Below are 24,146 nucleotides of genomic sequence, written 5' to 3'. Positions count from 1 at the left end.
TGAAAGCCGAAGTTGTGACATTGCCTGACTTGCCCATCGCGCTCACCCAGGGCGACCCTGCCGGAATCGGCCCCGACATTACGGTCGGTGCCTGGGCAAAACGCCATGAACTCGGCTTGCCACCCTTCATGTTGATCGGCGACCCGGACGTCATTTCTGCGCGTGCGCATTTGCTCGGTCATGATATCACGGTTCAGGCCTGCGAGCCTGAGCAGGCGTTGTCGGTATTTTCAACCGCGCTTCCGGTGCTTCCCATTCCCGTTGGTTTTGAGGTGCAGATCGGCCAGCCGCATGTCGGGACGGCGCTCGCCACCATCAAGTCCATCGAAACGGCCGTTGCTCTCACGGTCGAAAAGCGCGCAGCCGCTGTTGTGACCAACCCCATTGCCAAGTCAGTGCTGTACGAGGCTGGTTTTGGTTTTCCCGGACACACCGAATTCCTGGCGGAACTCGCGCTTAAACTGACGGGACAAACGGTAAAACCTGTCATGATGATCGCGGGTCCAAAGCTTCGCGTCGTGCCGGTGACGATTCATATTCCGCTTAACGACGTGGCAGCCGCGCTGACCGAAGAGTTGATTATTGAAACATGCCGTATCGTGGCTACTGATTTGAGAGATAAATTCGGGCTGGAAGCCCCTCGTCTCGCAGTTGCGGGTTTGAACCCGCATGCGGGCGAAGATGGCACCATTGGCCTTGAAGATCGCGCCGTCATCCATCCTGCCACCATCCAGCTTCGAAAAGAGGGTATTGATGCATTCGGCCCTCTGCCTGCCGACACCATGTTCCATGATGGCGCACGCAAGCGCTATGACGTGGCTATCTGCATGTATCATGATCAGGCTTTGATCCCTGCCAAGGCGCTTGGCTTCGACGACTCGGTCAATGTCACGCTGGGCCTGCCCTTCATTCGCACGTCGCCGGATCACGGGACGGCCTTCGGGATTGCGGGACAGGGCATCGCCAACGAATCAAGCCTCGTCGCAGCCCTGAAGATGGCGGCTGACATCGCTGCGCGTCAGGTAAGCGCATAATGGCAGCCATTGACGGTCTACCGCCGCTGCGTGACGTTATTCAGCGCCACGGTCTTGATGCCAAGAAATCGCTTGGGCAGAACTTTCTGCTCGACCTCAACCTTACGCAAAAAATCGCGCGCACGGCAGGTCCACTCGATGGCGTGACTGTTTTCGAAGTTGGCCCCGGCCCCGGTGGCTTGACGCGTGCCATCCTCTCCTTGGGTGCGAAAAAGGTCATAGCCGTGGAGCGCGATAGCCGCTGCCTCCCTGCTCTGGCCGAAATCGCCGATCATTATCCAGGGCGTCTCGATGTCATCGAAGGCGATGCGCTGAAGACGGACTTCGAGACCATGGTTCCCAAGGGCGAACCGGTCCGCATCATCGCAAACCTTCCTTACAATGTCGGAACGCAGTTGCTGATCAACTGGCTGCTGCCGAAAGAGTGGCCGCCCTTCTGGCTATCGCTGACGCTGATGTTCCAAAGGGAAGTCGGGCAGCGCATCGTGGCTGAACAAGGCGACAATCACTACGGTCGCCTCGGTGTTCTCGCCGGTTGGCGCACCGTGCCGGAAATGGCTTTCGACGTCCCGCCACAGGCCTTCAGCCCACCGCCAAAGGTAACATCGACCGTTGTCCACCTGCTGCCGAGAGACAAGCCCCTGCCCTGCGATGTGGCCAATCTCGAAAAGGTCACCGAAGCCGCCTTCGGCCAACGCCGCAAAATGCTGCGCCAGAGCGTGAAATCCATCGGTGGTGAAGCGCTTTTGGAAAAGGCTGGTATTGATCCAACGCGACGGGCCGAGACCTTGTCTGTCGAGGAATTCGTGCGGTTGGCGAACAGCCTGTAGATAGGCACCCTACGCAACGGTTGATTTTCAGCGGCCACGCGACTATTTTGACCATATATAGTCAATTTGGAGTCACTCATGTCAAGTGTCAGCGTTGCAGAAGCCAAGGCTGGTTTTGCTGGCCTTGTTGACGAGGCTGCCAGTGGAGAATTCGTTACCATAACCCGTCATGGCAAACCCGCGGCGGTACTGGTATCCGTCGAAGCGGCAGATGCTGCCAAACGTATACTCAACAAGAGCCGCCCTAATTTTGGTGATCTTTTACTGAGTTATCCAGGCGGAGCGAACGTAAGTCGTCATCCGTCGGAAATGAGAGAAACCGATTTTGAGTAATGGTTTCCTGCTCGACACAAACATCATTTCGAAATTTGCCCCGGACAAGATAACGCCTTCTGAAGAGGTCCGCGCCTGGTTTCACGAAAAAGGTGAAAACGGAAGCCTCTACCTTTCAGCGATGACAATAGCGGAAATCGAGAAGGGAGCGCGTAGCCTTTACCGTCGGGGTGGAATTGAGCGAGCAGACAGATTGAATAGGTGGCTGGCCGCAATCACCGAAAATTTTTACGAACAAATATTGCCCATGGACATCGTCGTCGCTCGTATTGTTGGAGCCCTGGCCGATGCGGCCACCAGCGCGGGACACAACCCTGGCGTCAGCGACCTGATCATTGCTGCTACGGCAAAGGCGTATGATTTAACGGTCGTGACGGAAAACTTGAAGCACTTCCTTCCGCTTGCGATTAAGGTCGATCTACCGGAGTGCTTCAAATAACCAGTTGAACCGCCCTCACCGCACCGGCAATGCTGGCACCTCTTCCAACAACGCACGCACGAAGTCGAACATGCCATGACGGCGGTCGCGGCGGACGCGTTCGGCTTTGACGATGGCTTCGATGGCTTCGAATGCGGCCTGAAGATCATCATTGAGAATGACGTAATCGTAGTCGCGCCAGTGTTCGATCTCCGAGCGGGAATTGGCGAGGCGGGTCTGGATGACCTCCTCGGTATCTTCGGCGCGGCGGTGCAAGCGTGATTGCAGTTCGGTCATGGTGGGTGGCAGGATGAAGATGGAGACGACATCGGCCTTCATCTTGTCCTGAAGTTGTTCGGCGCCCTGCCAATCGATGTCGAACAGCATGTCCTTGCCCTCAGCCATGGCAGCTTCGACGGGTTCGCGTGGCGTCCCGTAGTAGTTGCCATGAACCTCTGCCCATTCCAGCAACTCTTCACCCTCGCGCATGCGCTCGAAATCGCGCTTGGAGATGAAGTGATAGTGAATGCCGTCGATTTCGCTCTGACGCCGCGCGCGAGTGGTGACGCTGACGGACAGGCTGATATTCTTGTCCTTTTCCAGCAGATTGCGGGCAATGGTGGATTTGCCTGCACCCGATGGCGAAGAGATAACCAGCATCAAGCCTCTACGGGCGATATGGACGGGAGGAATGCTGGCGGACGCCATGGGGTCTACTCCAGATTTTGGACCTGTTCGCGGAATTGATCGATCACGACTTTCAATTCGATACCAGCAGCGGTTACAGCACTGGCATTGGATTTGGAACAGATTGTATTCGACTCCCGGTTAAATTCCTGTGCAAGAAAGTCGAGCTTGCGCCCAACCGGCACACCGCTGGCCAAAAGCTCCCGCGCCGCAGCCACGTGGCCGATCAATCGGTCGATCTCTTCACGCAAATCGGCCTTGGTGGCGAGCAGCACTGCCTCCGCATGCAAGCGGTCGCGATCCAAACCATTGCCATCACCAATCAGCGCGATCTGTGCGGCGAGGCGCGCACGAATTTGCTCGGGTTGGCGAGACGGGTCGGCCTCGATGACTTTGGTCAGCTGCTCGATTTTATCAATATGGCCGGACAGAATGGCAAAAAGCGATGCACCCTCGCGCTCGCGCATGGTAGCAAGGGCTGCTATGGCCACACTGAAACCATCGATAATATCCCGGTTGCGTGCGTCCTGCGCCTCCGAACTTTCCTCCGGCTCTTTGAACTCGACCAGTCCGCGAATAGACAGCAATGTGTCTAGGCTCAAGGGTGCATCGCTGACCACGGCGCCGAGATCGCACTTCAGTGCCAGAACGGCGTCCAGAGCATCGCGGTTGATCACGGCTTCCTGCTTCGCCTCTGTGGCGGACAGGCTGAGGCCTGCCTGAATATTGCCGCGTGACAAGCTTTTCGACGCGATGTCCCTTAATTCTGTTTCGAGCATTTCCATGCCTGTCGGCAGGCGTAGACGCAAATCCAGTCCCTTGCCGTTAACGGAGCGAAGCTCCCACGCCCACCGGTAGCGACCGCACGAACCTTCGCTGCGCGCAAAGCCTGTCATGGATTGCAATGTCATCAAGCATGTCCCCAAACGACCACTGCCGCCTTTTGGGGCAGCAGTGGTATATGACGTCAATTGTTACCGGAAGGCTGTTCGGCCTGCGAACCTGAAGGCTGACCGTCCACCACACCTTCGGGTGTACCGCCCGCGGCAGCCTTTTCAGCTTCGATCTTGCGCCAGCGGCGAACATTGTTGTTGTGCTCATCCAGCGTCTTGGCAAAGGTATGACCGCCAGTGCCGTCTGCGACGAAATACAGGTCGTTGGTGCGCCATGGATTGGCCGTCGCTTCCAGTGCCGCCCGGCCCGGATTGGCAATCGGGTGTGGTGGCAAGCCGCGAATGATGTAGGTGTTAAACGGCGTCTCTTTCTGCAAATCAGACTGGTAGATCGGCCGGTCGGACGGCTTACCCTCGCCGCCGAACAATCCGTAGATGATCGTCGGGTCCGATTGCAGGCGCATGTTCTTTTTCATGCGATTGTAGAATACGGACGCAACATGACCGCGCTCGTCGTCCTTGCCGGTTTCCTTCTCCACGATCGACGCCAATGTAACGAATTCTTCGATGGTCTTGAGCGGCAAGTCCGGGTCACGACGCTCCCAGGTAGCCTCAACCAGACGTGACTGGGCGGCGCGCATCTGGTTGACGACCTCTTCGCGCTTGGTACCGCGTGTAAAGGGATATGTGTCAGGCCGCAGGGAGCCTTCCGGCGGCAGCTGGGCAGGAAGATCGCCCTCCAGCACGGGATCGGTGGCGAGGCGGGCAAACATCTGCTTGACCGTCAGCCCCTCCGGCATCGTCACCGTGTAGAGAATGGACTTGCCGGATTCCAGCAGGCCCAAAATATCCTTCATGGAGGTGCGGGCCTTGATTTCATATTCGCCGGGCTTTGGCGTCTGCCCACCGGCCAGATATTTATCGGCCATCAGACGGAAGATACGGGCGTTCGAGATCGCGCCACTTCTTTCCAGATTGCTGGCGATTTCTGCAAGCCCAGCACCGTTGCGAACGGTGATCGTGGTGTTGGTTTCAAGCGGCCCCGCCTCATGAAACGAATTGAGCATGTAGTAGAAGGCAGCAACGCCGATAATGCAGACGGCGACGATCAACGTCATCAGGAAGTTGAGGAAGATTACCAGCTGGCTATGGGCCTTACGGGAACGCTTGGGTGGAGACGGAACCCTCTCGGGTCTCAGAGCCTCTGTCGGAGATTTCGGAATGATCGGGCCGCCCTTGCTCTCAGTGGAGCCTTCACGTCCTTGAGGGGCCTGATTGTTCTCTCTCGTATCGCTCACCGGCGGTCCTTTTCAGTTCGGCATTACAGCGGCTTATTGAGCAGGCAATGCGGCAAAAACAGGTTCGGCAGGCCATTCTGCACTCGGTAGACAGGGAAACGCCCTACACATCTTCGTTTACAAAGATATCGATGTTTCCGCTCTCGAAAGCTGCCCGGACAGGCAACGTAGACGAATATCCCGGCTGTTACACCGGGAAATGAGAGGGTTTTCTGCGATTCTGGACCAAACGGCAAGAGCCGTTCAACTCAGCCTTCGAAACGACGCAACACCAGCGAAGCATTGGTGCCGCCAAAGCCGAAGGAATTCGACAGAGCGACGTCAACCTGACGTTTGCGGGCCGTATGCGGCACCAAATCGATCGCCGTTTCGACATCGGGATTGTCGAGGTTCAGTGTCGGCGGCACGATGTTGTCGCGAATGGCAAGCACGGCGAAAATCGCTTCGATGGCACCGGCCGCACCCAACAGGTGGCCTGTGGCCGATTTGGTGGACGACATGGAAATCGTGGATGCGGCATCACCGACGAGACGCTCGACTGCACCCAGTTCGATTGTGTCGGCCATGGTGGATGTTCCATGGGCATTGATGTAATCGATATCGGCGGGTGTGAGACCTGCGCGCTTCAGCGCCATGGCCATGCAGCGGTAAGCGCCCTCACCATCTTCGGATGGCGCGGTGATGTGGAACGCGTCGCCGGACAGGCCGTAGCCCACGACTTCGGCGTAAATCTTTGCGCCCCGTGCCTTGGCGTGTTCCAGCTCTTCCAGAACGACGATACCGGCACCTTCGCCCATCACGAAACCATCGCGATCGCGGTCGTAGGGACGCGAGGCCTTTTGCGGGTCGTCATTGTGCTGGGTGGAAAGCGCCTTGCAGGCGGCAAAACCGGCGAGCGAAATTCGGCAAACCGGCGATTCGGCACCGCCGGCTACCATCACGTCAGCATCGCCGAGCATGATCAGACGCGCTGCGTCGCCAATGGCGTGCGCGCCAGTGGAACATGCGGTCACCACGGAGTGGTTGGGTCCGCGCAGCTTGTGGCGGATGGAAACCTGGCCGGAAATGAGGTTGATCAGACGGCCTGGAATGAAAAATGGTGAGATGCGGCGTGGGCCCTTGTCGCGCAATGTGTAGCCGGCCTCGACGATGCCCTCGAGACCACCGATGCCGGAGCCGATCAGCACGCCGGTCATGATCTGGTCTTCGTCGGTGCCGGTCATCGGATGCCAGCCAGCATCGTTCAAAGCCATTTCGGCCGCGGCCATGCCGTAGACGATAAAGGGATCGACCTTGCGCTGTTCCTTGGGCTCCATCCAGTCATCGGCATTGAAGGTTCCGTTGGAACCATCACCGACGGGAATGCGGCAGGCGATTTTCGCAGGAAGATCTTCAACCTCGAACTCGGTGACGAGACGAGCACCATTGTGTCCGGCCAAAAGCCGTTCCCAGGTGACTTCCGTTCCGCATCCAAGAGGAGATACCATGCCGGTACCGGTGATAACGACACGTCTCATCGCCAATGCTCCGCCCTAATCCCAATCATCGCCAGCGCATCGGCCTGAAAATCGGAAGCGATTTCGAAAAGCGGGATGCGTAGATTAAACATATTAAAGCAACTCTTCGCGTGTGGTGGAAGCATGTCGCTCTATGCATCTTGCAGCCCCCGCGCGATGTCGAGTGCTGCAAAATAAAATATTGGCCCGGACAAGCCGGGCCATGTCGGGAAGGCAGAAGCCTTCCCTCATCAGTTCAAGCGATTAAGCCTGAGCCTTTTCGATGAACTTAACAGCATCGCCCACAGTCAGGATCGAGTCAGCTGCGTCGTCCGGAATTTCAACGCCGAATTCTTCTTCGAACGCCATAACCAGTTCAACGGTGTCGAGCGAGTCAGCGCCCAGATCGTCGATAAAGCTAGCGCCCTCAACGACTTTTTCGGCGTCAACGCCAAGATGATCAACTACAATTTTCTTTACGCGTTCTGCGATATCGCTCATGTCGGTTTCCTCGACCTTTATTTTGAAAGGAATGTCTTGTCAGACACCCTGCCCTGTTAAAACCCCCAAGCGCCGTTTAAAGCAAACGCCCTGGGCAAACCCGTTCAACCCGTCTCAAGCTAACCATCGCGCTCAGAAATCGCAACGGTCCCTTTGTTTCCGGGACGACTGTTCACAGTCTTCGCCCGCTTAACACGGTTTTCTGCGGGAAAAAAGCCTTAAAATAGTGCTAAGCATCTTGCTCTACAGGCATTTTTCCCGCCCCGCGTCACGCGGGACGCATATTAAATCATGGCCATACCGCCATTAACATGCAAGGTCTGGCCTGTCATATAGCCCGCTTCGTTGGATGCGAGATAAAGAACGGCCGATGCGATTTCGCTGGCGGTGCCCATACGCTTCATGGGAATGGCACCCATGATCGCATCTTTCTGCTTGTCGTTCAGCTTACCGGTCATCGCGCTTTCGATAAAGCCAGGCGCCACACAGTTGACGGTCACGTTGCGGGTGGCGATTTCCTGCGCCAGCGACTTGGAAAAACCGATCATGCCGGCCTTGGATGCGCAGTAATTCGCCTGGCCCGGATTGCCGGTTACGCCGACGATGGACGTGATGTTGATGATGCGGCCAAAACGGCGACGCATCATCGGGTGCGTCAGTTCGCGCGTCAGGCGGAAGGTGGAGGTGAGGTTCACCTCGATCACATTGTCCCAGTCCTCGTCGCTCATGCGAACGAACAGGCCATCCTTGGTGATGCCAGCATTGTTGACGAGAATATCGACGCCACCCAACTCAGCCTCGGCCTTTTCGCCCAGCGCCTTGACGTCTGCGCGGTCGGACAGGTTGGCCGGGAAAATCTTGACGCGATCGCCAAGTTCGGTGGCCAGTGCCTCCAGCTTTTCGACGCGGGTGCCGTGTAGGCCGACGATGGCGCCTTGGGCATGCAGCGTGCGGGCAATTTCTTCGCCAATGCCGCCAGTGGCACCGGTAACGAGAGCCTTGCGGCCAGTCAGATCAAACATGGTGTTCATCCTTTGCTATATCTCTTGGGCTCAGCCGATAAGGGTTTCAAGCACGGCATCGATATCGGCAGGCGTGTTGACCGCAATGCCGTTCACCGTCTTGTCGATGCGGCGAGCAAGGCCCGTCAGAACCTTGCCGGAACCGATTTCGTAAAGTGTCGTCACATCGTTTGCGGCAAACCATTCGACGGTTTCGCGCCAGCGAACCTGACCCGTGACCTGTTCTACCAGAAGCCTGGCGATTTCATCGGCATCCGATACCGGAGCCGCAAGAACATTGGCAACAAGGGGCACGACGGGGCTGTTCTTCTGCACGCCCGCCAATGCCTCGCGCATGGCATCTGCAGCCGGCGCCATCAGCGCAGAGTGGAAAGGTGCCGATACCGACAGCATCAGTGCGCGCTTGGCTCCCTTTTCCGTCGCCAGACGTGCGGCCTTCTCGACGGCTGGCTTGCCACCGGAGATGACCAACTGCCCACCACCATTGTCATTGGCGATCTGGCAGACGCTTCCCTGCGACGCTTCTTCACAGATGGCAGCAACGTCGCTGTGTTCCAGACCGATGATGGCAGCCATGGCGCCCTCACCCGCAGGCACGGCAGCCTGCATGGCATTGCCGCGAATGCGCAGAAGACGCGCCGTATCCGACAGCGAAAATGTTCCGGCAGCGCACAGTGCCGAATATTCGCCAAGCGAATGGCCAGCGACATAGGACACCTTGTCCGCCAGCTTCAGCCCGCGCGCTTCCAACACCCGCATGACGGCAACGGAAACGGCCATTAGCGCTGGCTGGGCATTTGCCGTCAGCGTCAGTGTCTCTTCCGGTCCGTCCCACATAATGTGCGAAAGCTTCTGGGCAAGCGCCTCATCGACCTCTTCAAAGACGGCGCGCGCCTCTGCGAAATTCTCGGCAAGTTCCTTGCCCATGCCGACGGCCTGGCTGCCCTGACCTGGAAATGTGAATGCAATAGCCATGGGATCCATCCCTTCTCTTCTGTATCGGAACTTCCATTCACACTCCGCCCAGCAGAGTCAAGGCTTTGAGGGGCGGAGGCGGAATGTGTCCACGTCTCACGACGGTGTTTCACGGCTTATCGGGTAAACAGGCCGATAACCTCGGTGATGCACAAAACGATGAACAGCAGCGCCGAAATGCCCAAAAGACCATTCGACAGCCAGCCGCTGCGCCACTCTTTCGGCACTCGCTTCGAATTGAGCAACCAGATCAGCGTCAAGGCCAAGAATGGCATGAAGAAGGCTCCGAGCGCACCATAGATGATAACGAGCAGGAAAGGACGGCCCAGGAACAGCAATGCCATGGGCGGTATTGTCAGCCAGAAGAGGTAGAAACGGAAGGCGGGTGTCTTCTCCAGCCCTTCGCGAGAGCCGGTTTCACCTTTGATGCCGCGGACGAAATCTGCAAACAACATGGACACGCCCTGCCAGACGCCCAGCACCGACGAAATCGCCGTGGCAAAGAAGCCGATCAGAAACAGGGTGGACATGGTACTGCCGAAACGTTCCTCCAGCACCCTGTCGAGATCGAGAAGGCCACGATCACCGGTGGAAAGCGCAATCTGCGATGCGTAGAGCAGTTCCGCACCGATGATGAGCATGGCGACGACGAACATGCCCGTGACGATATAGGCCACGCGGTTATCCAGCCGCATCACACCCATCCACGCAGGGGTACGCCAGCCCTTCGCATTCACCCAATAACCATAGGATGCCATGGTGATGGTGCCGCCCACGCCGCCGATCAGACCCAGCGTGTAGATAGCCGATCCCTCTGGCACGGAGGGTATCAGCCCCACGACAGCCTCTCCGACATTCGGCGAGACCATGATGGCAATGCCGATAACGATGACGAACATGATGCCGATGAAGATCTTCATCACCGTTTCGAACGCATCGTAGCGATTGAAAGCGACAAAGGCCGCGCAGGAAAGTCCCGTCAGCACGGCCCAAATCCAAAGTGGCACGGAGGGAAAAAACACGGCCAGTGGTAGTGCCGTAGCGCTCATCGCCGTCGCGCCGTACACGAAGCCCCAGACCATGATGTAGATGCCGAAATACCAGCTCGTCCATTTGCCAAGGGACCGCCAGCCTTCCAGCATGGTCGATCCAGTCGCCAGATGGTAGCGTGCAGAGCCCTCAGCCAAAGCAATCTTCACGATGCAGCCAAGAACGGCAGCCCACAGAAGCGCATAACCGAATCGGGAACCGGCGATCAATGTGGCGACGAGGTCGCCAGCCCCTACGCCCGTGGCAGCCGCTACAATGCCGGGACCGATCAGTTTCCATCGCCCAGTTGCCGGTGGTACCGCCTTGTCATCAGGAATTCCCTGTGGCGCACTTGCTGTGTTGTCTTTCATTCACGGTCCTCCGCGTCGGTTTGATCATCGAACCCTCAATGCCCAATGTTGAAGTCGGTTGCGCGCAAAAAGGGAAAAGCATCCCCGTTTCTGCAATAGTCAGAGCTGAATTACTACCCTTGGGCGTCAAAAGGGTATTCGTGAAATGAAAGCTGTAGATTTCAGGAATGTTTTTTCTTGCGCCTTCCGGATTCCGGGTTAGTGTCCCTCGCACTTCCCAAGCGATCAGACACAGCACCAGGATATTTCCATGAAACAGAACAGGTTGGGCCGCACGGATATGTCCGTGTCCGAAATCTGCCTCGGCACCATGACATGGGGCACACAGAACACCGAAGCCGAAGCACACGAGCAGATGGATTATGCCGTCGAGCACGGCGTGAATTTCTTCGACACCGCAGAACTCTATCCCACGACGCCGGTATCGGCTGAGACGCAAGGCCGTACCGAAGAACATATCGGTACGTGGTTTCAGAAAACCGGCAAGCGCAAGGATATCATTCTTGCCACCAAGGTCGCAGGCTCTGGCCGTGATTATATCAGGGGCGGTCGCGATATCGATGCTGCCGGCATTCGCGAAGCTGTCGATACCAGCCTTGCGCGCCTCAAGACGGATTATATCGATCTCTACCAGATTCATTGGCCAAACCGCGGTGCCTACGCCTTCCGTGCCTCCTGGACCTTCGATGCCTCGACGCAAGACAAGGTAAAGACGATCGCGGAAATCACCGAAAAACTGGAAACGCTCGGCGAACTCGTCAAGGCGGGCAAAATCCGCGCCATCGGCCTGTCCAACGAAAGCGCCTGGGGCACGCAGAAATTCATCGAGATTGCCGAGGCCAAGGGTCTGCCGCGCGTCGCCTCCATCCAGAACGAGTACAATCTTCTGTACCGCCCCTTCGATCTGGATCTGGCCGAAGTCTCGCACCACGAAGATGTTGGGCTTCTGGCCTACTCACCGCTGGCTGGCGGCATTCTGACCGGCAAGTATCAGAACGGCGCGCGTCCCGAAGGATCACGCGGCTCAATCAACGGCGATATCGGTGGACGCTTGCATCCTTTGCAGGAAGCACCAGTCAAGGCCTATCTGGAACTGGCCTATGAGCACAGTATCGATCCCGCCCAGCTCGCCATCGCCTTTACGCTAACGCGTCCTTTCATGGCGTCCTCCATTATCGGTGCGACCACCATGGAGCAGCTGAAGACAGATATTGCGGCGGCCGATGTCAAACTTTCGGACGAGGTCTTGAAGGGTATCGCCAATATTCACCGTCAGTACCCAATGCCGATCTAACAGCAAGCAAACCGTGCTTTTTCGGGCAGCGCGCTTGCATTACGGTCAGAAATCCGTATAAGCGCGCTGTTCACAACACCCGGTTCAATTGGCTGGTGGCTGAACGGAGGGCTGGTTTCGGCGACGAAACAGCAGGACCATAAGGTTTCCGGCCTCCCGTGTCTCCGCTCTCGACCGTCTCGAACAACGCTTTTCTTGCCCTTGGCTTTTGCCAAACAGGAGCAGTCGTTGAGGCTTAGCGCCGTTGCCGGGTGATGAATGAAACGCAAGAAAGGCAAAGCTTAAATGGCTCTTTACGAACACATCTTCCTTGCCCGGCAGGATATCACTGCCCAGCAGGTCGACGCACTTGTCGAGCAGTACAAGGGCGTTATCGAATCGTACGGCGGTAAGGTCGGACGCGTCGAAAACTGGGGCCTCAAGTCCCTGACATACCGCATCAAGAAGAACCGCAAGGCTCACTACGCTCTCATGGACATCGATGCTCCTGCACCGGCCATCCACGAAATCGAGCGTCAGATGCGCATCAACGAAGACGTTCTTCGTTACATGACCATTGCCGTTGACGCGCACGAAGAAGGCCCATCTGCAATGATGCAGAAGCGCGATCGTGACGACCGTCCTCGCCGCGATGGCGACCGTCCAGACCGTGGCCCGCGCGAAGGCGGCTTCGATCGTGGTCCTCGTCCACCTCGCGAAGGTGGCTTCGGCGACCGTGAAGACCGTCCGCGCCGTCCGCGCGAAGACCGTGCATAAGGAGAATTGACTATGGCTGACGCATCCTCTTCCCAGGCACGCCGTCCTTTCCACCGCCGTCGCAAGACGTGCCCTTTCTCCGGCGCGAATGCACCGAGAATTGACTACAAGGACGTCCGTCTTCTGCAGCGCTACATTTCCGAGCGTGGCAAGATCGTTCCTTCCCGTATTACAGCTGTTTCGCAGAAGAAGCAGCGCGAACTCGCCCAGGCGATCAAGCGCGCTCGTTTCCTCGGCCTGCTGCCTTACGTTCTGACCTAATCGACTAAGGCGAGGCTGCGCATTTGCGCGGCCTCGTTTTCTCCATGACGACATCCTTCCGCGTTGGGCGTGGATCGATCTTGAAATGAAATCCCATGTTGGGGATCGGGTTCTTAAAGAGCCATCCTCTAACTGCTACAGAATTCCAGCAGGACAGCGACGTGCCAAAACTGAACCAGACAGTGCTGATTTCCGGCATTCTTGCCGGCATATGCGCAGCGTTTCTCACGCTCGGCGCAACCGCACAGTCGTCCATGTCTTTCCTACTCTACGCTGCATCCGCCATGCCTGTGCTTGTCGCCGGTCTCGGTTGGGGCAACGCATCGGCCATTGTTGCCGTGCTGTCTGCCGCCCTTCTCGGTGCGCTTGCCGTCTCTCCTGTCTTTGCACTGACGATCTCGATTTTTACGCTCGTTCCGGCAGGCTGGCTTTCCCATCTTGCCAATCTGGCGCGTCCCGCCTCCGAACTCGGCGGCCCCGAAGACCTCCTGGCATGGTACCCGCTGTCCGGCATCGTTTTGCACCTGTGCGGTCTCATCACTCTTTCCGTCATCATTCTCGGCACGATGATCGGCTACGGCCCTGATCTCGTTTCGCAGCTGGTCGATGTGATGATGACCTCGGTTCAGGCGCGTGAAGCCGCGTTTACCCCGGATGCTGCGGCACTGGCGCAGACGAAAACTTTGCTGGTGTTGATGCTACCGATGATCCAGGGCGGTCTCTGGGTCATCATGCTGTTTGCCGCCTATTACTTCGCAAGCCGCATGGTGCGCTCGTTCGGCAAGGGTCTTCGCCCCCGTGAAGACATTGCAGCCGCACTGCGCATGCATCGCAACGCGATCTTCATCTTTCTTGGCGGCATCGTGCTTACCTTCGTCGGTGGCACTGTCGCCATGATCGGCGCGGTTGTCTGCGGCACTTTTGGCGCCGGCTTCCTGATGGCCGGTTATGCCTCGTTGCACCACAAATCCAAGGGCAAGGACTGGCGCTGGCCGGTTCTGGTTCTCAGCTACATTTCAGCGGTCTTCGTCTTTCCGCTGCTCATCATTCTCGTGTTGGGTTTGAGCGACGTGCGCAGCACGATCTCTCTCACGCCCACCCGGAAAACCGACAACAATAACGAAACCAAAAACTAGAAAGGATCAAGAAGATGGAAGTCATTCTTCTCGAACGTATCGCCAAGCTTGGCCAGATGGGCGAAACCGTAAAGGTTCGCGACGGTTACGCACGTAACTTCCTGCTGCCGCAGGGCAAGGCTCTTCGCGCCAACGCAGCCAACAAGACCCGTTTCGAATCCGAGCGTGCAACGCTCGAAGCTCGGAACCTCGAGCGCAAGTCCGAAGCACAGACGGTTGCCGACGCACTGGCTGGCAAGAGCTTCATCGTTGTTCGTTCCGCTGGCGAAACCGGCCAGCTCTACGGTTCTGTTGCAGCCCGTGACGTTGTCGAAATCCTCGGCGCCGAAGGCTTCAACATCGGCCGCAACCAGGTCGAACTCAACACACCGATCAAGACCATCGGTCTGCACAATGTTACGCTTCACCTGCATGCCGAAGTCGAGCTTCAGGTCGAACTGAACGTTGCCCGTTCTGCTGAAGAAGCCGAGCGTCAGGCAAAGGGCGAAAGCCTCACATCTGCCGACGCCATCTACGGCGTTGACGAAGACGCTCTTCGTCCAGAAGACTTCTTCGATCCAGACGCAGACCGTGACGACGAAGGCGACGACGAGTAATCGTCTCAAGCCTGACGGTCGAAAGACAAAACCCCGGGTGGCGACACCTGGGGTTTTTGTTTGTGAGTTTGAGAGATACGGCAAGAGCCATCTTTTAGAAAAGTGACCGAGAGAGCCGCTTGCTCCACCCTCATGCTGAGGTGCTTTGGCCGGAGGGCAAAGCCTCGAAGCATCCGTTGGTTGACGCCCTCCTTCCGCAGTCCTCGTCCTTCGAGGCCCCTGCGGGGCACATCAGGATGAGGACTGCTATCGCCGAGATTCCAGCCGCGCTCTCCCAACTCGAAAATCACCTCACCGCTACACCCTTATCAACCCGCACCACCACCGACATACCAGGAGAAAGCTCGGCCGCCAGTGGCTGGTCCGGATCAATCGATATCCGCACGCCAAGACGCTGGGCGATCTTCACGAAATTACCCGTCGCATTATCCGGCTTGATGACGGCGAATTCCGAACCGGCAGCGGGCGCAAAGCGCTCCACCTTGCCGGTCAGCTTCCTGCGATGCAGGGCATCCACCGAGATCGAAACCACCTGTCCTGCTTCCATTCCAGCGAGCTGTGTTTCCTTGAAGTTAGCAACGACCCAAATGTCATGCGGCACGACGGCCATCAACTGCGTTCCGGCTGCAACATACTGGCCGACGCGGACGCCGACTTCGCCTAGCTTGCCGTCTTTCGGCGCATGAATTTCGGTGTTTTGCAGATCGATCTTGGCCAGTTCGACGGCTGCTTCCGCATTGGCAACCGCCGCCTGTAGAGAGCCACGGTTGATGATGATGGTTTGCAAATCCTGCCGCGACACTTCAAGAGCGGCCTTTGATTGAGACAGACCGGCGCGGGCCTTATCAAGATTGGCCTGCGCCTCCTCCTGCACGCTGGAGGTTCCTGCGCCGCTGCGTACAAGGCTATCCTGACGGTCGGCAGCAAGCTGCGCCTGTTTCAGCGATGCCTGCGCGCCATCCACAGCCGCCTCGCCCGAGGCGATGTTGGCCTTGGCGGCGATTTCCTGCTGACGCGAATTGTCGAAGGCTGCTTTTTGGCTGTCCAGAGATGCCTGCGCCTGTGCCAGTTTCTGGCGGAAGATGCGGTCATCTATTTTCGCCAGCAGATCGCCCTGCTTGACCTCCTGATAATCCTTGACCGGCACATCCACGACATAGCCGCTGACCTGCGGGCTCATGGTCGTGACGTAACCGCGAACATAGGCATTATCGGTCATCTCCACCGAGCTGGAAAAGGGCGGCAGGCGCCATGCGTAAAGGACCAGCGCCACACCGGCGACGCCGCCCAGGAGAACGATGAGAGTAAGAGGCGTGAATGTTTTTTTCAGCATTTTTATATCTCTGGACAATCAGGATTGAGGCGCAGCCACGGTCTCGTCTTCGCCTTTCAGCGCAGACTTGAGACGTAACCATGCAAGATGAAGCAAAAGCATGACAAGAGCAGCAGCGGCGCAGACCGAAATCAGCAGGAACGTGTCGTTATACGCCAAAATATAGGCTTCGCGCGTGACCTGCGCGCCGAGCAGTGACAGTCCCTCGGCCTTCAACAGTGCGGTGTCGGTAATGACGTGGCTGTAACCAGCCGACAGTTGGCTGACTCGCTGCGCCACCTGCGGGTTCTGCAACAGAATGCTTTCCACCAGAATATTCGAGTGGAATTTCTCCCGCAGCGTCACGAAGGAACCGAGAATGCCTGTCGTCAGCATGGAGCCTGTGATCTGCGTGAACAGAAAGATGGTGATGAAGTTGACGAGGTAAGGCGGCCCCTTGGCCAGCGCTGCCCCAAAGCCCTTTGCCATCACGGGAGGCAGGAACATGGCCGCGCCAAACGCAATCATCGCCTGGCTCAAATACATCTGCTCCGGGCGCACCAGATTGGTCGACGTGCTGTCCATGTATGCACCCAGCGCAATCAGCGTCAAAGCGATGACATGCGCGGTATCGACATATTTCGTCAGCATCAGCACAGCACACAGTGCACCACCCAACACGGTCGCCAGAATGATCAGCGCGTAAAGCCCCATCGTCTGTTCATTCAAAATGCCAAGTTGCTGGTACAGGCCGACAGCGGTCGAGGACTGCTCCGAAGAAACTGCGCGGTAGATCAGCAAAATGGCGATGAGGTGCAGATTGGTCTTTGAGAAAATCCAACGCAAATCGAGCATCGGATTTTTCCGGGGAAGTTCGATGATGGTCATGATCGTCAGCAACGCCACCGAGCAGGCCAGCAGCACGCCGAGCCACCAAGTTTCGAACCACCAGTAAAAACGCCCCAGCGTCAGAAACACCGCCAGACATCCGAGGCCGCCTGCAAACAGCAGGTAGCTCAAGATATCGATGCGCTCGATGACCTTCGCCCGTGGCGGCGGCGTTAGCGGCAACAGATAGATGATGGGCAGAACGGCGAGCGACAGCCCGACCTCCATCGAGTAAAGCGCCTGCCAGCCATCAATTTGCAGCAAATCCGGCGACAGAATGCGGGCCAACGGCGATGACAGAAGCGTGCCGGTCAGCGCGATGCTGAGGCCCAGCGTCAGCTTGCGCTGCACGGGAAAAGCTTCGAGAATATAAAGAAACCCGAGCGAAGACAGCGGTGCCGCCGCCATGCCGCTGACGAAGCGCACAACGATGGCCGAGTGCAGATCGGTTACGAACAGGTTTAGGCACGATGCCAGCACGAAACAGATGATGCTGATTTCCGCAAAGGGCCGCAGGCCATATTGCTGGCGGATCTTGAACAGAGCGATGGAAAAGGTTGCGTAAGGCGCCATATAGGCCGCCGACAGCCACGCGACTTCCGCCACCGTCGCCGAAAACTCACCCTGGAGCTGGTAGATGTTGGCCATGACAATGTGCATGCCCATGCCCTGGGTCACGAAGAAGCAGAGTCCAGCGAAGATATAGAGCAGCTTTGCGGAAAATGATTTTTCGGGTGGAGGCGCGGGTGTAGCAGGTGTTTCCGGCACCTTTTCAACCACGTCGCCTGGCTCATCATGGATGTCTGCGATGGCGTTGCTCACGACGGCACCTTTTCGCCAGCAAGGTTTTGCAGATTTGCAGACAGGCGGCGAACCACGTCCAATGCGGCGCTGATATCATCCGTCGAAATATCGGCAGCGATGTCGGCCCGCATGGATTTTGCCTGCATATGCACGTCCTCGAATGTCGTTAAACCATCTGGCGTCATGTGAATGCGCTTTGCACGCCGGTCGATCTCGTCAGAACGCCGTTCGATGAGGTTTTGTTTCTCCATCGCATCCAGCACGCGCACCAGCGTCGGCGTCTCGATTTCCAGCTCTTCGGCAAGCTCCTTTTGCGTCAGCGGGCCGCGACGCGAGAGCGCGAAAAGTGCCCGGGCGCGCGCCAGTGTCAGCCCCTGCTCCGCCACTCTGGCATCGAAGAAGGATCTGAGCTTGCGGTTGAACGCCGCCATCTCATCGAAAAGCTGCTCTTTTTCAGTCGCCCGCGACAAAGTATCTACACCTTATAATTAGCACACTATCTATTTCATGCCTATTTATTTTCGAATGCGCTTAATTGCAAGATGCTTTGTCTGGATGGCAGCCATGACGTAAACTCATGGCGAACCAGAACCGATTCGCAGAACCGCCTATGGCGCTCACGAATCAGCCTGTGGATTACTGTTAACAACACAATTTGTGAGGCCACCTGCCACCGTTCCGGCAAGCCTGTCTGTTACTGTTGCTGCATTGTCCTTGACTGCCGCTGCCTCCAGCTTCAAACCGGCAGGCTTGCGAGAAACGAAGGCTTGGAACGAGCCTCAAGGGAGATCACAGAAAACCATGAACGACGCTGTGAGAAAAATCACCCCCGCCCCGGCTGCTGAACCGCTCTACCGCGAAGCGCCGAACAACATCGAAGCGGAACAGGCGCTGCTGGGCGCCATCCTCGTCAACAACGATGCCTACTATCGCGTTTCGGACTTCCTGAAGCCTGTACATCTCTACGAGCCGCTTCACCGCAAGATTTTCGAGGTTGCCGGCGATATCATCCGCATGGGCAAGACCGCCAACCCCGTGACGATCAAGACCTTCCTGCCCGCCGATGGCAAAATCGGCGACCTGACGGTGGCGCAATACCTTGCGCGCCTTGCCTCGGATGCCGTTTCCATCATCAACGCTGAAGACTATGGCCGCGCGATCTATGATCTGGCGCTGCGCCGAGCCCTGATCCAGATCGGCGAAGATGTCGTCAACATCGCCTATGACGCGCCGCTCGACATGCCGCCGCAGTCCCAGATCGAAGATACCGAGCGCCGCCTTTTCGAACTGGCGGAAACCGGTCGTTACGATGGCGGCTTCCAGTCCTTCAACGACGCCGTGTCGCTGGCCATCGATATGGCCGGAGCAGCGTTCGAGCGTGACGGCAATCTCTCGGGCATCTCGACCGGCATCCACTCGCTGGATGGCCGCATGGGCGGCTTGCAGCGCTCCGACTTGATCGTGCTTGCGGGACGTCCCGGTATGGGCAAGACCTCGCTTGCCACCAACATCGCCTACAATATCGCCGCATCCTACGAGCAGGAAGTGCAGCCGGATGGCTCGTTCAAGGCCAAGAATGGTGGCGTCGTGGGCTTCTACTCCCTCGAAATGTCGTCAGAACAGCTGGCAACCCGTATCATCTCCGAGCAGACCGAAGTCTCCTCCTCGAAAATCCGCCGTGGTGAAATCACCGAGGCCGATTTCGAGAAGCTGGTCGCTTGCAGCCAGATGATGCAGAAAGTGCCACTCTATATCGACCAGACCGGTGGTATCTCCATCGCCCAGCTTTCCGCCCGCGCCCGCCGTCTGAAACGCCAGCGCGGCCTCGATTGCCTGGTGGTGGACTATATTCAGCTGATGACCGGCTCCGGCAAGTCAGGCGAAAACCGCGTGCAGGAAATCACCCAGATCACAACGGGCTTGAAAGCGCTCGGCAAGGAACTCAACGTTCCCATCATCGCGCTCTCACAGCTCTCGCGTCAGGTGGAAAGCCGCGAAGACAAACGCCCGCAGCTCTCCGACCTTCGTGAATCGGGCTCCATCGAGCAGGACGCCGACGTGGTGCTGTTCGTTTTCCGTGAGGAATACTACGTCAAGAACATGGAGCCGCGCGAGATGTCCGACCCGAAATATGCCGAATGGGAAGCGCATTTCGACCGCGTCAAAGGCACCGCCGACGTCATCATCGCCAAACAGCGCCACGGACCGACCGGCACAGTAAAGCTCCAGTTCCAGTCAGAATTCACCCGCTTCGCGGACCTGGCCGACCCCTCGTTCACGCAATATGAAGAGCAATGATTTTCAGACATCCCCGTTTCATCCGAAGCGGGGATGTTTTGTTTTCAAGGCGATAGCGCAAGCAACTCAGAAACCGATTCCGCGTAATCCGGCCACGGATATCACACCGATGGTTGCGGCGGGCAGGAGTGAAAAGCGCGTGGCGGCCAAAGCTGCCACGGCGCACGCAATGGTTTCTGCGAAGCCGCTCGCCAACGCGGTCGGGGTGACGACTGCCATCAATATGGCCGGTGGAACGGCATTGAGCACCCTTTGTGCGCGTTTCGTCATCTGCACATGGCGCACGATAACCAGCCCACCAAAGCGCGTTGCAAGCGTTGCGACCGCCATGGCGAAAATGGCCAGCAGGGTGTTGATGTCGAGGCTCATTCGGGCTGCTCCGGGCTTTCCGTCGCAAACGCTGTTACCGCCAGCCCCGCCAGCGCGCCAGCCGCTATGTACCATGCACCCGGAACGTATTTGTGGGTAATGAAAGCAGCGGCAGCACTTGCCACAAGAACGAAGCCGGTCTCGCGGCCTTTCCAGAACCCCATGAGCAACACGATGAAGACTGCTGTAAAGGCAAAGTCGAGACCTATGACTGTCGTATCACCAATCACAGCACCCAAAAGTGCACCAGTCAGAGTCGATAGGTTCCAGACCACGTAAATCGATAGAGCAGCGGCAGCAAAAAACACTGGTGAGAGCTTTCTGCTCACGCTTCTAAACTCTGCCAACGCCCATGATTCATCCGTCAGGACTGACATGAAAAGCCAGCGCTGCCATGTCTTGAAGTTGCCCATCTTCGCGGCAATGGACGCGCTCATCAAAATATGCCGAAGATTGACGAGAAGTGCGGAAAAGCCTAGGGCGGTCCAACTTGCCGGATGTGTCCACAGGTCCATCGCTACGAATTGCGCACCACCGGCGAAAACGAAGAGCGACATGAGACACGCCTCAAGCGGCGACAGCCCTTTGCTCACGGCAACCGCCCCAAACACGCCGCCAATCGGCACCATGGCGACCAGCAGTGGGGATGCGGCTCTCAAGCCAGCGGTGAATTCTTTACGTGTGTTGGTAGGGGATGTCGTGTGCATGTCCATTCTCCTTGTCAGGAGATGCATCTATGCGGCGGTGACTGTGGCGTATTGAACGAAAGTGATGCGCTTTTCACGACGCTCTGAACTGGCCGGGCGTGATTCCAGTGCGCGATTTGAAATGCCGCGTAAAATGCGCCTGATCGGCAAAGCCGCATTCCAGGGCCACCGAGGCTGGACTATCGCCCATCCTTAAGAGATGGCGTGCGCGACGGATGCGTACGTCTGTCAGGTAAGCATGCGGTGTGATGTGGAACTCGCAGCGAAAAGCGCGGATGAGATGCGCGCGGCTCAAACCTGCAATGACGGCAAGCTCCTCCAGCCCGACATCCGTATCAAAATTGTCGTTCAGATAGTCGCGCGCGGTATAGACCGCCGTCTTTTCCCGCGTCTCGACGGGCAGAATAATAGTACTACCGTGCCGCAAGAAGAGTTTTGCGAGAACGCAGAACATACCTTCGTCCGCCTCCAGTGCCCCCACCCCGTTCTCGAGTCTGCGATGTGCAGATTGAAAGGCGAGCGCCATTTCTGGATCGTGTGGCAGAAAACGCGGAAAGGATGGCGTGCCATGGTAGACGCGACCCGTCACGTCTTCGATCACTTCGGACAAAAGTGCCACGTCCGGATATATCATGCGATAGCGATATCCATCACTACCTGGCGCACCGTCATGTACCTGGCCTGGGTCGATGAGATAGAGATGACCGGGGCCGGTCCGCTCAGTGGTGCCTTTTATGGTGGATATTTGCGAACCGTTTTCGATCGCACCTATGGAAAAGGTATCATGCGCATGGGGCGAGAACTCATGCGTCAAAAACGTCGCCGTCATGCACTCCATGCCTTTGAAGCGTCGATCACGCCAAAAACGAGTGATTTCGGCGCGCGAAAGCGGCATATGCTCGGTGGCCTGTTCTTGCGAAACATTGTGCATGGACAAAGTTTAGCCCACTCCGTCATGACCGTCTTGAACAAAAGTGATAGAGGATTGCTATCTTCTCCAGCGGTGCAGGACCATGACAGACGCGTTCGACGAAAGCTTTTACGATACTGAAACCGATGCGTTCGACACCGCGCCGCTCCGCGTCACCGTTGACCTCGGCGCGCTTGCCGACAATTGGCGTGATATGGCCAAACGCTCCGGCAAGGCTCGCACCGCTGCCGTGGTCAAAGCGGATGCCTATGGTATGGGCATCGAGGATTGCGGCGCGACGCTGTATCATGCGGGCGCACGGGATTTCTTCGTGGCGACCGTTGCCGAAGGCGCAACCCTTCGCCCGCACGCGCCGGAGGCCCGTATCTTTGTTCTCTCCGGCATCTGGCCCGGCCAGGAGCAACAGGTTTTCACCAACGACCTCGTTCCCGTCGTCGCTTCCGAAGAACAGCTTTCCTTCTGGATGCGGCTTATGGCAGAGCGTGGCGATCACCCTTTCGCGCTGCATGTCGATACCGGTTTCAACCGGCTCGGTCTGCCGCTGGACGACGCATTGTTTCTGGCCGATGACGTGACACGTCCTGCCAGTTTCGATCCGGTGCTGGTGCTCTCTCATCTGGCCTGCGCCGACACACCGTCCTCACCAATGAACAAGGCACAGCTTGAATCATTCCGGCAGGTTAGCGTCGCTTTCGAAGGCATCGAATCAAGCCTTTCGGCTTCCGCTGGCATTTTCCTCGGCCCCGATTATCACTTCGATCTAACCCGCCCCGGCATCGCGCTTTATGGTGGGGAAGCGGTCAACGGCATGGCAAACCCCATGCGCCCTGTCGCGAAAGCAGAAGCCCGCATCATCCAAATCCGCGAGGCGGGTGAAGGCCAGACTGTCAGTTATGGCGGCACCCACGTGCTGAAACGCGCCAGCCGGTTGGCAATCGCTTCCGTCGGTTATGCTGATGGCTATCACCGCTCGCTCTCCGGCTCCGGCATTCCGCTGCGCGATATGGGCAATGGCGGCGCATACGGCTTTATCAATGGTTACGAGGTGCCGGTTGCGGGCCGCGTGACGATGGACTTGACGATTTTCGACGTCACAGATGTTCCCACTGGGGCCATCCGCGCTGGCGACTACATCGAACTCTTTGGCCCCAACGTGCGCGTGGACGACGTTGCCCGCGCGGCAGGAACCATCGGTTACGAAATGTTGACCGGGCTTGGATTGCGCTATGAGCGACAATATCTGATCGAAGATGATTGACGCTTTTCTTGGCCCTTGGAAAGCGCTGAAGACCTGTGCTATACGAGAACAAAAGGAGATCGAAATGACCGAAATCCATCTCAGCGAGCAGGATCGCAAGTTTATTGATGAGCAGGTCGGTGCTGGCATTTATAAAAGTGCCGACGACGTAGTGGCCGCAGGCTTACGGCTTTTGGATAGCAAAGAGGGCAAGCTTGTTGAACTTAGGCGGCTTGTTCAGGAAGGACTAGATGATGTTGAGGCCGGGCGCCTTCACTATTATGAATCCGGCGATGATTTACTAAAAGACATCAAGCGTATGGCCGTAGAACGCAATATAAAGACGGGGACGGACAATTAAACCGCGCAAACCTTTCTGGACGACCGCTGCCCGTGAAGACCTTTTCGACGACCATATTTACATTGCTGTTGAAAACCCGGCGGCAGCTGACCGTTTCGTTTTCGATCTAGAAGCGAAGGTCAGAGCTTTTGCAGAGCGCGGCCTTACGGGCGTCAGACGCGATGAACTCGGGCGAGGCCTTCGAAGTTTTACATATCAGAAACGCATAGTTGTTTTTCAGGCAACCGAAGAAGAACTCATCGTGTTGCGCATTTTGCACGGCCATCAAGACCTTAGCGCGATAGACTTCAAACAAGAAGAAAACTGACA

27 protein-coding genes are annotated in these 24,146 nt (G+C 57.3%); 13 read left to right on the top strand and 14 right to left on the bottom strand.

Translation table 11 applies throughout. The features are described 5' to 3' along the window. Positions 1-14 precede the first annotated feature (14 nt). From pdxA to RRU01S_RS19290, 4 genes are all read left to right on the top strand, one after another. Positions 15-1,034 (top strand): 4-hydroxythreonine-4-phosphate dehydrogenase PdxA, encoded by a 1,020-nt coding sequence (gene pdxA, locus RRU01S_RS19305; RefSeq protein ID WP_045231908.1) that lies wholly within the window; start codon positions 15-17, stop codon positions 1,032-1,034. After that, complete coding sequence (gene rsmA, locus RRU01S_RS19300) at positions 1,034-1,864, top strand: 16S rRNA (adenine(1518)-N(6)/adenine(1519)-N(6))-dimethyltransferase RsmA (RefSeq protein ID WP_045231839.1); 831 nt, start codon at positions 1,034-1,036, stop codon at positions 1,862-1,864. Before pdxA ends, rsmA begins: the two co-directional genes overlap by 1 nt. Before the next feature lie 78 nt (positions 1,865-1,942). Beyond that, a complete protein-coding gene (locus RRU01S_RS19295) occupies positions 1,943-2,197 on the top strand; it encodes a type II toxin-antitoxin system Phd/YefM family antitoxin (RefSeq protein ID WP_045231838.1) in 255 nt (84 codons plus the stop codon). Further along, positions 2,190-2,636 (top strand): type II toxin-antitoxin system VapC family toxin, encoded by a 447-nt coding sequence (locus RRU01S_RS19290; RefSeq protein ID WP_045231837.1) that lies wholly within the window; start codon positions 2,190-2,192, stop codon positions 2,634-2,636. Before RRU01S_RS19295 ends, RRU01S_RS19290 begins: the two co-directional genes overlap by 8 nt. A 15-nt stretch (positions 2,637-2,651) precedes the next feature. Here the strand turns inward: RRU01S_RS19290 and gmk are convergent, their stop codons facing one another. The 8 genes from gmk to RRU01S_RS19250 form a co-directional block, all read right to left on the bottom strand. Continuing rightward, complete coding sequence (gmk, locus tag RRU01S_RS19285) at positions 2,652-3,323, bottom strand: guanylate kinase (protein WP_045231836.1); 672 nt, start codon at positions 3,321-3,323, stop codon at positions 2,652-2,654. A 5-nt stretch (positions 3,324-3,328) separates the two neighbouring features. Then, positions 3,329-4,213 (bottom strand): YicC/YloC family endoribonuclease, encoded by an 885-nt coding sequence (locus RRU01S_RS19280; RefSeq protein ID WP_045231835.1) that lies wholly within the window; start codon positions 4,211-4,213, stop codon positions 3,329-3,331. A 56-nt stretch (positions 4,214-4,269) separates the two neighbouring features. Continuing rightward, positions 4,270-5,493, bottom strand: a complete 1,224-nt coding sequence (gene mltG, locus RRU01S_RS19275; protein ID WP_045231834.1) for an endolytic transglycosylase MltG — start codon at positions 5,491-5,493, stop codon at positions 4,270-4,272. A 248-nt stretch (positions 5,494-5,741) separates the two neighbouring features. Then, positions 5,742-7,010 (bottom strand): beta-ketoacyl-ACP synthase II, encoded by a 1,269-nt coding sequence (gene fabF / locus RRU01S_RS19270; RefSeq protein WP_045231833.1) that lies wholly within the window; start codon positions 7,008-7,010, stop codon positions 5,742-5,744. Positions 7,011-7,253: 243 nt separating this feature from the next. Continuing rightward, positions 7,254-7,490, bottom strand: a complete 237-nt coding sequence (locus RRU01S_RS19265; RefSeq protein ID WP_006727438.1) for an acyl carrier protein — start codon at positions 7,488-7,490, stop codon at positions 7,254-7,256. 284 nt (positions 7,491-7,774) lie between these two features. Beyond that, a complete protein-coding gene (gene fabG / locus RRU01S_RS19260) occupies positions 7,775-8,512 on the bottom strand; it encodes a 3-oxoacyl-[acyl-carrier-protein] reductase (RefSeq protein ID WP_045231907.1) in 738 nt (245 codons plus the stop codon). A 30-nt stretch (positions 8,513-8,542) separates the two neighbouring features. Further along, positions 8,543-9,487: an ACP S-malonyltransferase gene (fabD, locus tag RRU01S_RS19255; RefSeq protein ID WP_045231906.1), complete on the bottom strand. Its 945-nt coding sequence runs from the start codon at positions 9,485-9,487 to the stop codon at positions 8,543-8,545. 116 nt (positions 9,488-9,603) lie between these two features. After that, complete coding sequence (locus RRU01S_RS19250) at positions 9,604-10,887, bottom strand: Nramp family divalent metal transporter (protein ID WP_045231832.1); 1,284 nt, start codon at positions 10,885-10,887, stop codon at positions 9,604-9,606. A gap of 250 nt (positions 10,888-11,137) precedes the next feature. Here RRU01S_RS19250 and RRU01S_RS19245 point away from each other — a divergent pair, with 250 nt between their 5' ends. From RRU01S_RS19245 to rplI, 5 genes are all read left to right on the top strand, one after another. After that, positions 11,138-12,181 carry an aldo/keto reductase gene (locus RRU01S_RS19245; RefSeq protein WP_045231831.1) on the top strand — a complete coding sequence of 348 codons (1,044 nt, stop codon included), beginning with the start codon at positions 11,138-11,140 and terminating at the stop codon, positions 12,179-12,181. Positions 12,182-12,466: 285 nt separating this feature from the next. Beyond that, positions 12,467-12,937, top strand: a complete 471-nt coding sequence (rpsF, locus tag RRU01S_RS19240) for a 30S ribosomal protein S6 (protein ID WP_045231830.1) — start codon at positions 12,467-12,469, stop codon at positions 12,935-12,937. Between the two features lie 12 nt (positions 12,938-12,949). Continuing rightward, entirely contained in the window at positions 12,950-13,198 is a 249-nt protein-coding gene (rpsR, locus tag RRU01S_RS19235) for a 30S ribosomal protein S18 (protein ID WP_045231829.1), read from the top strand. A 161-nt stretch (positions 13,199-13,359) separates the two neighbouring features. Then, entirely contained in the window at positions 13,360-14,334 is a 975-nt protein-coding gene (locus RRU01S_RS19230; RefSeq protein ID WP_045231828.1) for a hypothetical protein, read from the top strand. Between the two features lie 14 nt (positions 14,335-14,348). Then, positions 14,349-14,930 carry a 50S ribosomal protein L9 gene (gene rplI, locus RRU01S_RS19225; RefSeq protein ID WP_045231827.1) on the top strand — a complete coding sequence of 194 codons (582 nt, stop codon included), beginning with the start codon at positions 14,349-14,351 and terminating at the stop codon, positions 14,928-14,930. Positions 14,931-15,216: 286 nt separating this feature from the next. On the opposite strand, the gene RRU01S_RS19220 is transcribed toward rplI, so the two are convergent. From RRU01S_RS19220 to RRU01S_RS19210, 3 genes are read right to left on the bottom strand one after another with little or no spacing between them, the layout of a single operon-like run. Further along, positions 15,217-16,263 (bottom strand): HlyD family secretion protein, encoded by a 1,047-nt coding sequence (locus RRU01S_RS19220; RefSeq protein ID WP_045231826.1) that lies wholly within the window; start codon positions 16,261-16,263, stop codon positions 15,217-15,219. A gap of 18 nt (positions 16,264-16,281) precedes the next feature. After that, entirely contained in the window at positions 16,282-17,952 is a 1,671-nt protein-coding gene (locus RRU01S_RS19215) for an MFS transporter (protein ID WP_081880126.1), read from the bottom strand. Beyond that, on the bottom strand, positions 17,949-18,404 hold the full coding sequence (locus tag RRU01S_RS19210; RefSeq protein ID WP_045231825.1) for a MarR family winged helix-turn-helix transcriptional regulator: 456 nt from the start codon (positions 18,402-18,404) through the stop codon (positions 17,949-17,951). Before RRU01S_RS19210 ends, RRU01S_RS19215 begins: the two co-directional genes overlap by 4 nt. Before the next feature lie 331 nt (positions 18,405-18,735). Here RRU01S_RS19210 and RRU01S_RS19205 point away from each other — a divergent pair, with 331 nt between their 5' ends. Beyond that, on the top strand, positions 18,736-20,232 hold the full coding sequence (locus RRU01S_RS19205) for a replicative DNA helicase (protein WP_045231824.1): 1,497 nt from the start codon (positions 18,736-18,738) through the stop codon (positions 20,230-20,232). 66 nt (positions 20,233-20,298) lie between these two features. Here the strand turns inward: RRU01S_RS19205 and RRU01S_RS19200 are convergent, their stop codons facing one another. From RRU01S_RS19200 to RRU01S_RS19190, 3 genes are all read right to left on the bottom strand, one after another. Further along, a complete protein-coding gene (locus RRU01S_RS19200) occupies positions 20,299-20,601 on the bottom strand; it encodes an AzlD family protein (RefSeq protein WP_045231823.1) in 303 nt (100 codons plus the stop codon). Continuing rightward, positions 20,598-21,308, bottom strand: a complete 711-nt coding sequence (locus RRU01S_RS19195; protein WP_045231904.1) for an AzlC family ABC transporter permease — start codon at positions 21,306-21,308, stop codon at positions 20,598-20,600. Before RRU01S_RS19195 ends, RRU01S_RS19200 begins: the two co-directional genes overlap by 4 nt. A 73-nt stretch (positions 21,309-21,381) precedes the next feature. Next, positions 21,382-22,239, bottom strand: coding sequence for an AraC family transcriptional regulator (locus RRU01S_RS19190; RefSeq protein WP_045231822.1), 858 nt, complete (start codon positions 22,237-22,239; stop codon positions 21,382-21,384). An 82-nt stretch (positions 22,240-22,321) separates the two neighbouring features. Between RRU01S_RS19190 and alr the strand changes: the two genes are divergently transcribed. From alr to RRU01S_RS26775, 3 genes are all read left to right on the top strand, one after another. Then, entirely contained in the window at positions 22,322-23,497 is a 1,176-nt protein-coding gene (gene alr / locus RRU01S_RS19185) for an alanine racemase (protein ID WP_045231821.1), read from the top strand. Positions 23,498-23,561: 64 nt separating this feature from the next. Beyond that, entirely contained in the window at positions 23,562-23,837 is a 276-nt protein-coding gene (locus RRU01S_RS19180) for a type II toxin-antitoxin system ParD family antitoxin (protein WP_045231903.1), read from the top strand. Beyond that, positions 23,833-24,144: a type II toxin-antitoxin system RelE/ParE family toxin gene (locus tag RRU01S_RS26775; RefSeq protein WP_081880131.1), complete on the top strand. Its 312-nt coding sequence runs from the start codon at positions 23,833-23,835 to the stop codon at positions 24,142-24,144. The genes RRU01S_RS19180 and RRU01S_RS26775 overlap by 5 nt, the downstream gene beginning before the upstream one ends. Positions 24,145-24,146: the final 2 nt, after the last annotated feature.

It is taken from the genome of Agrobacterium rubi TR3 = NBRC 13261 (genome assembly GCF_000739935.1).
Taxonomy (GTDB): domain Bacteria; phylum Pseudomonadota; class Alphaproteobacteria; order Rhizobiales; family Rhizobiaceae; genus Agrobacterium; species Agrobacterium rubi.
This window is presented reverse-complemented; position numbering and strand designations above follow the sequence as displayed.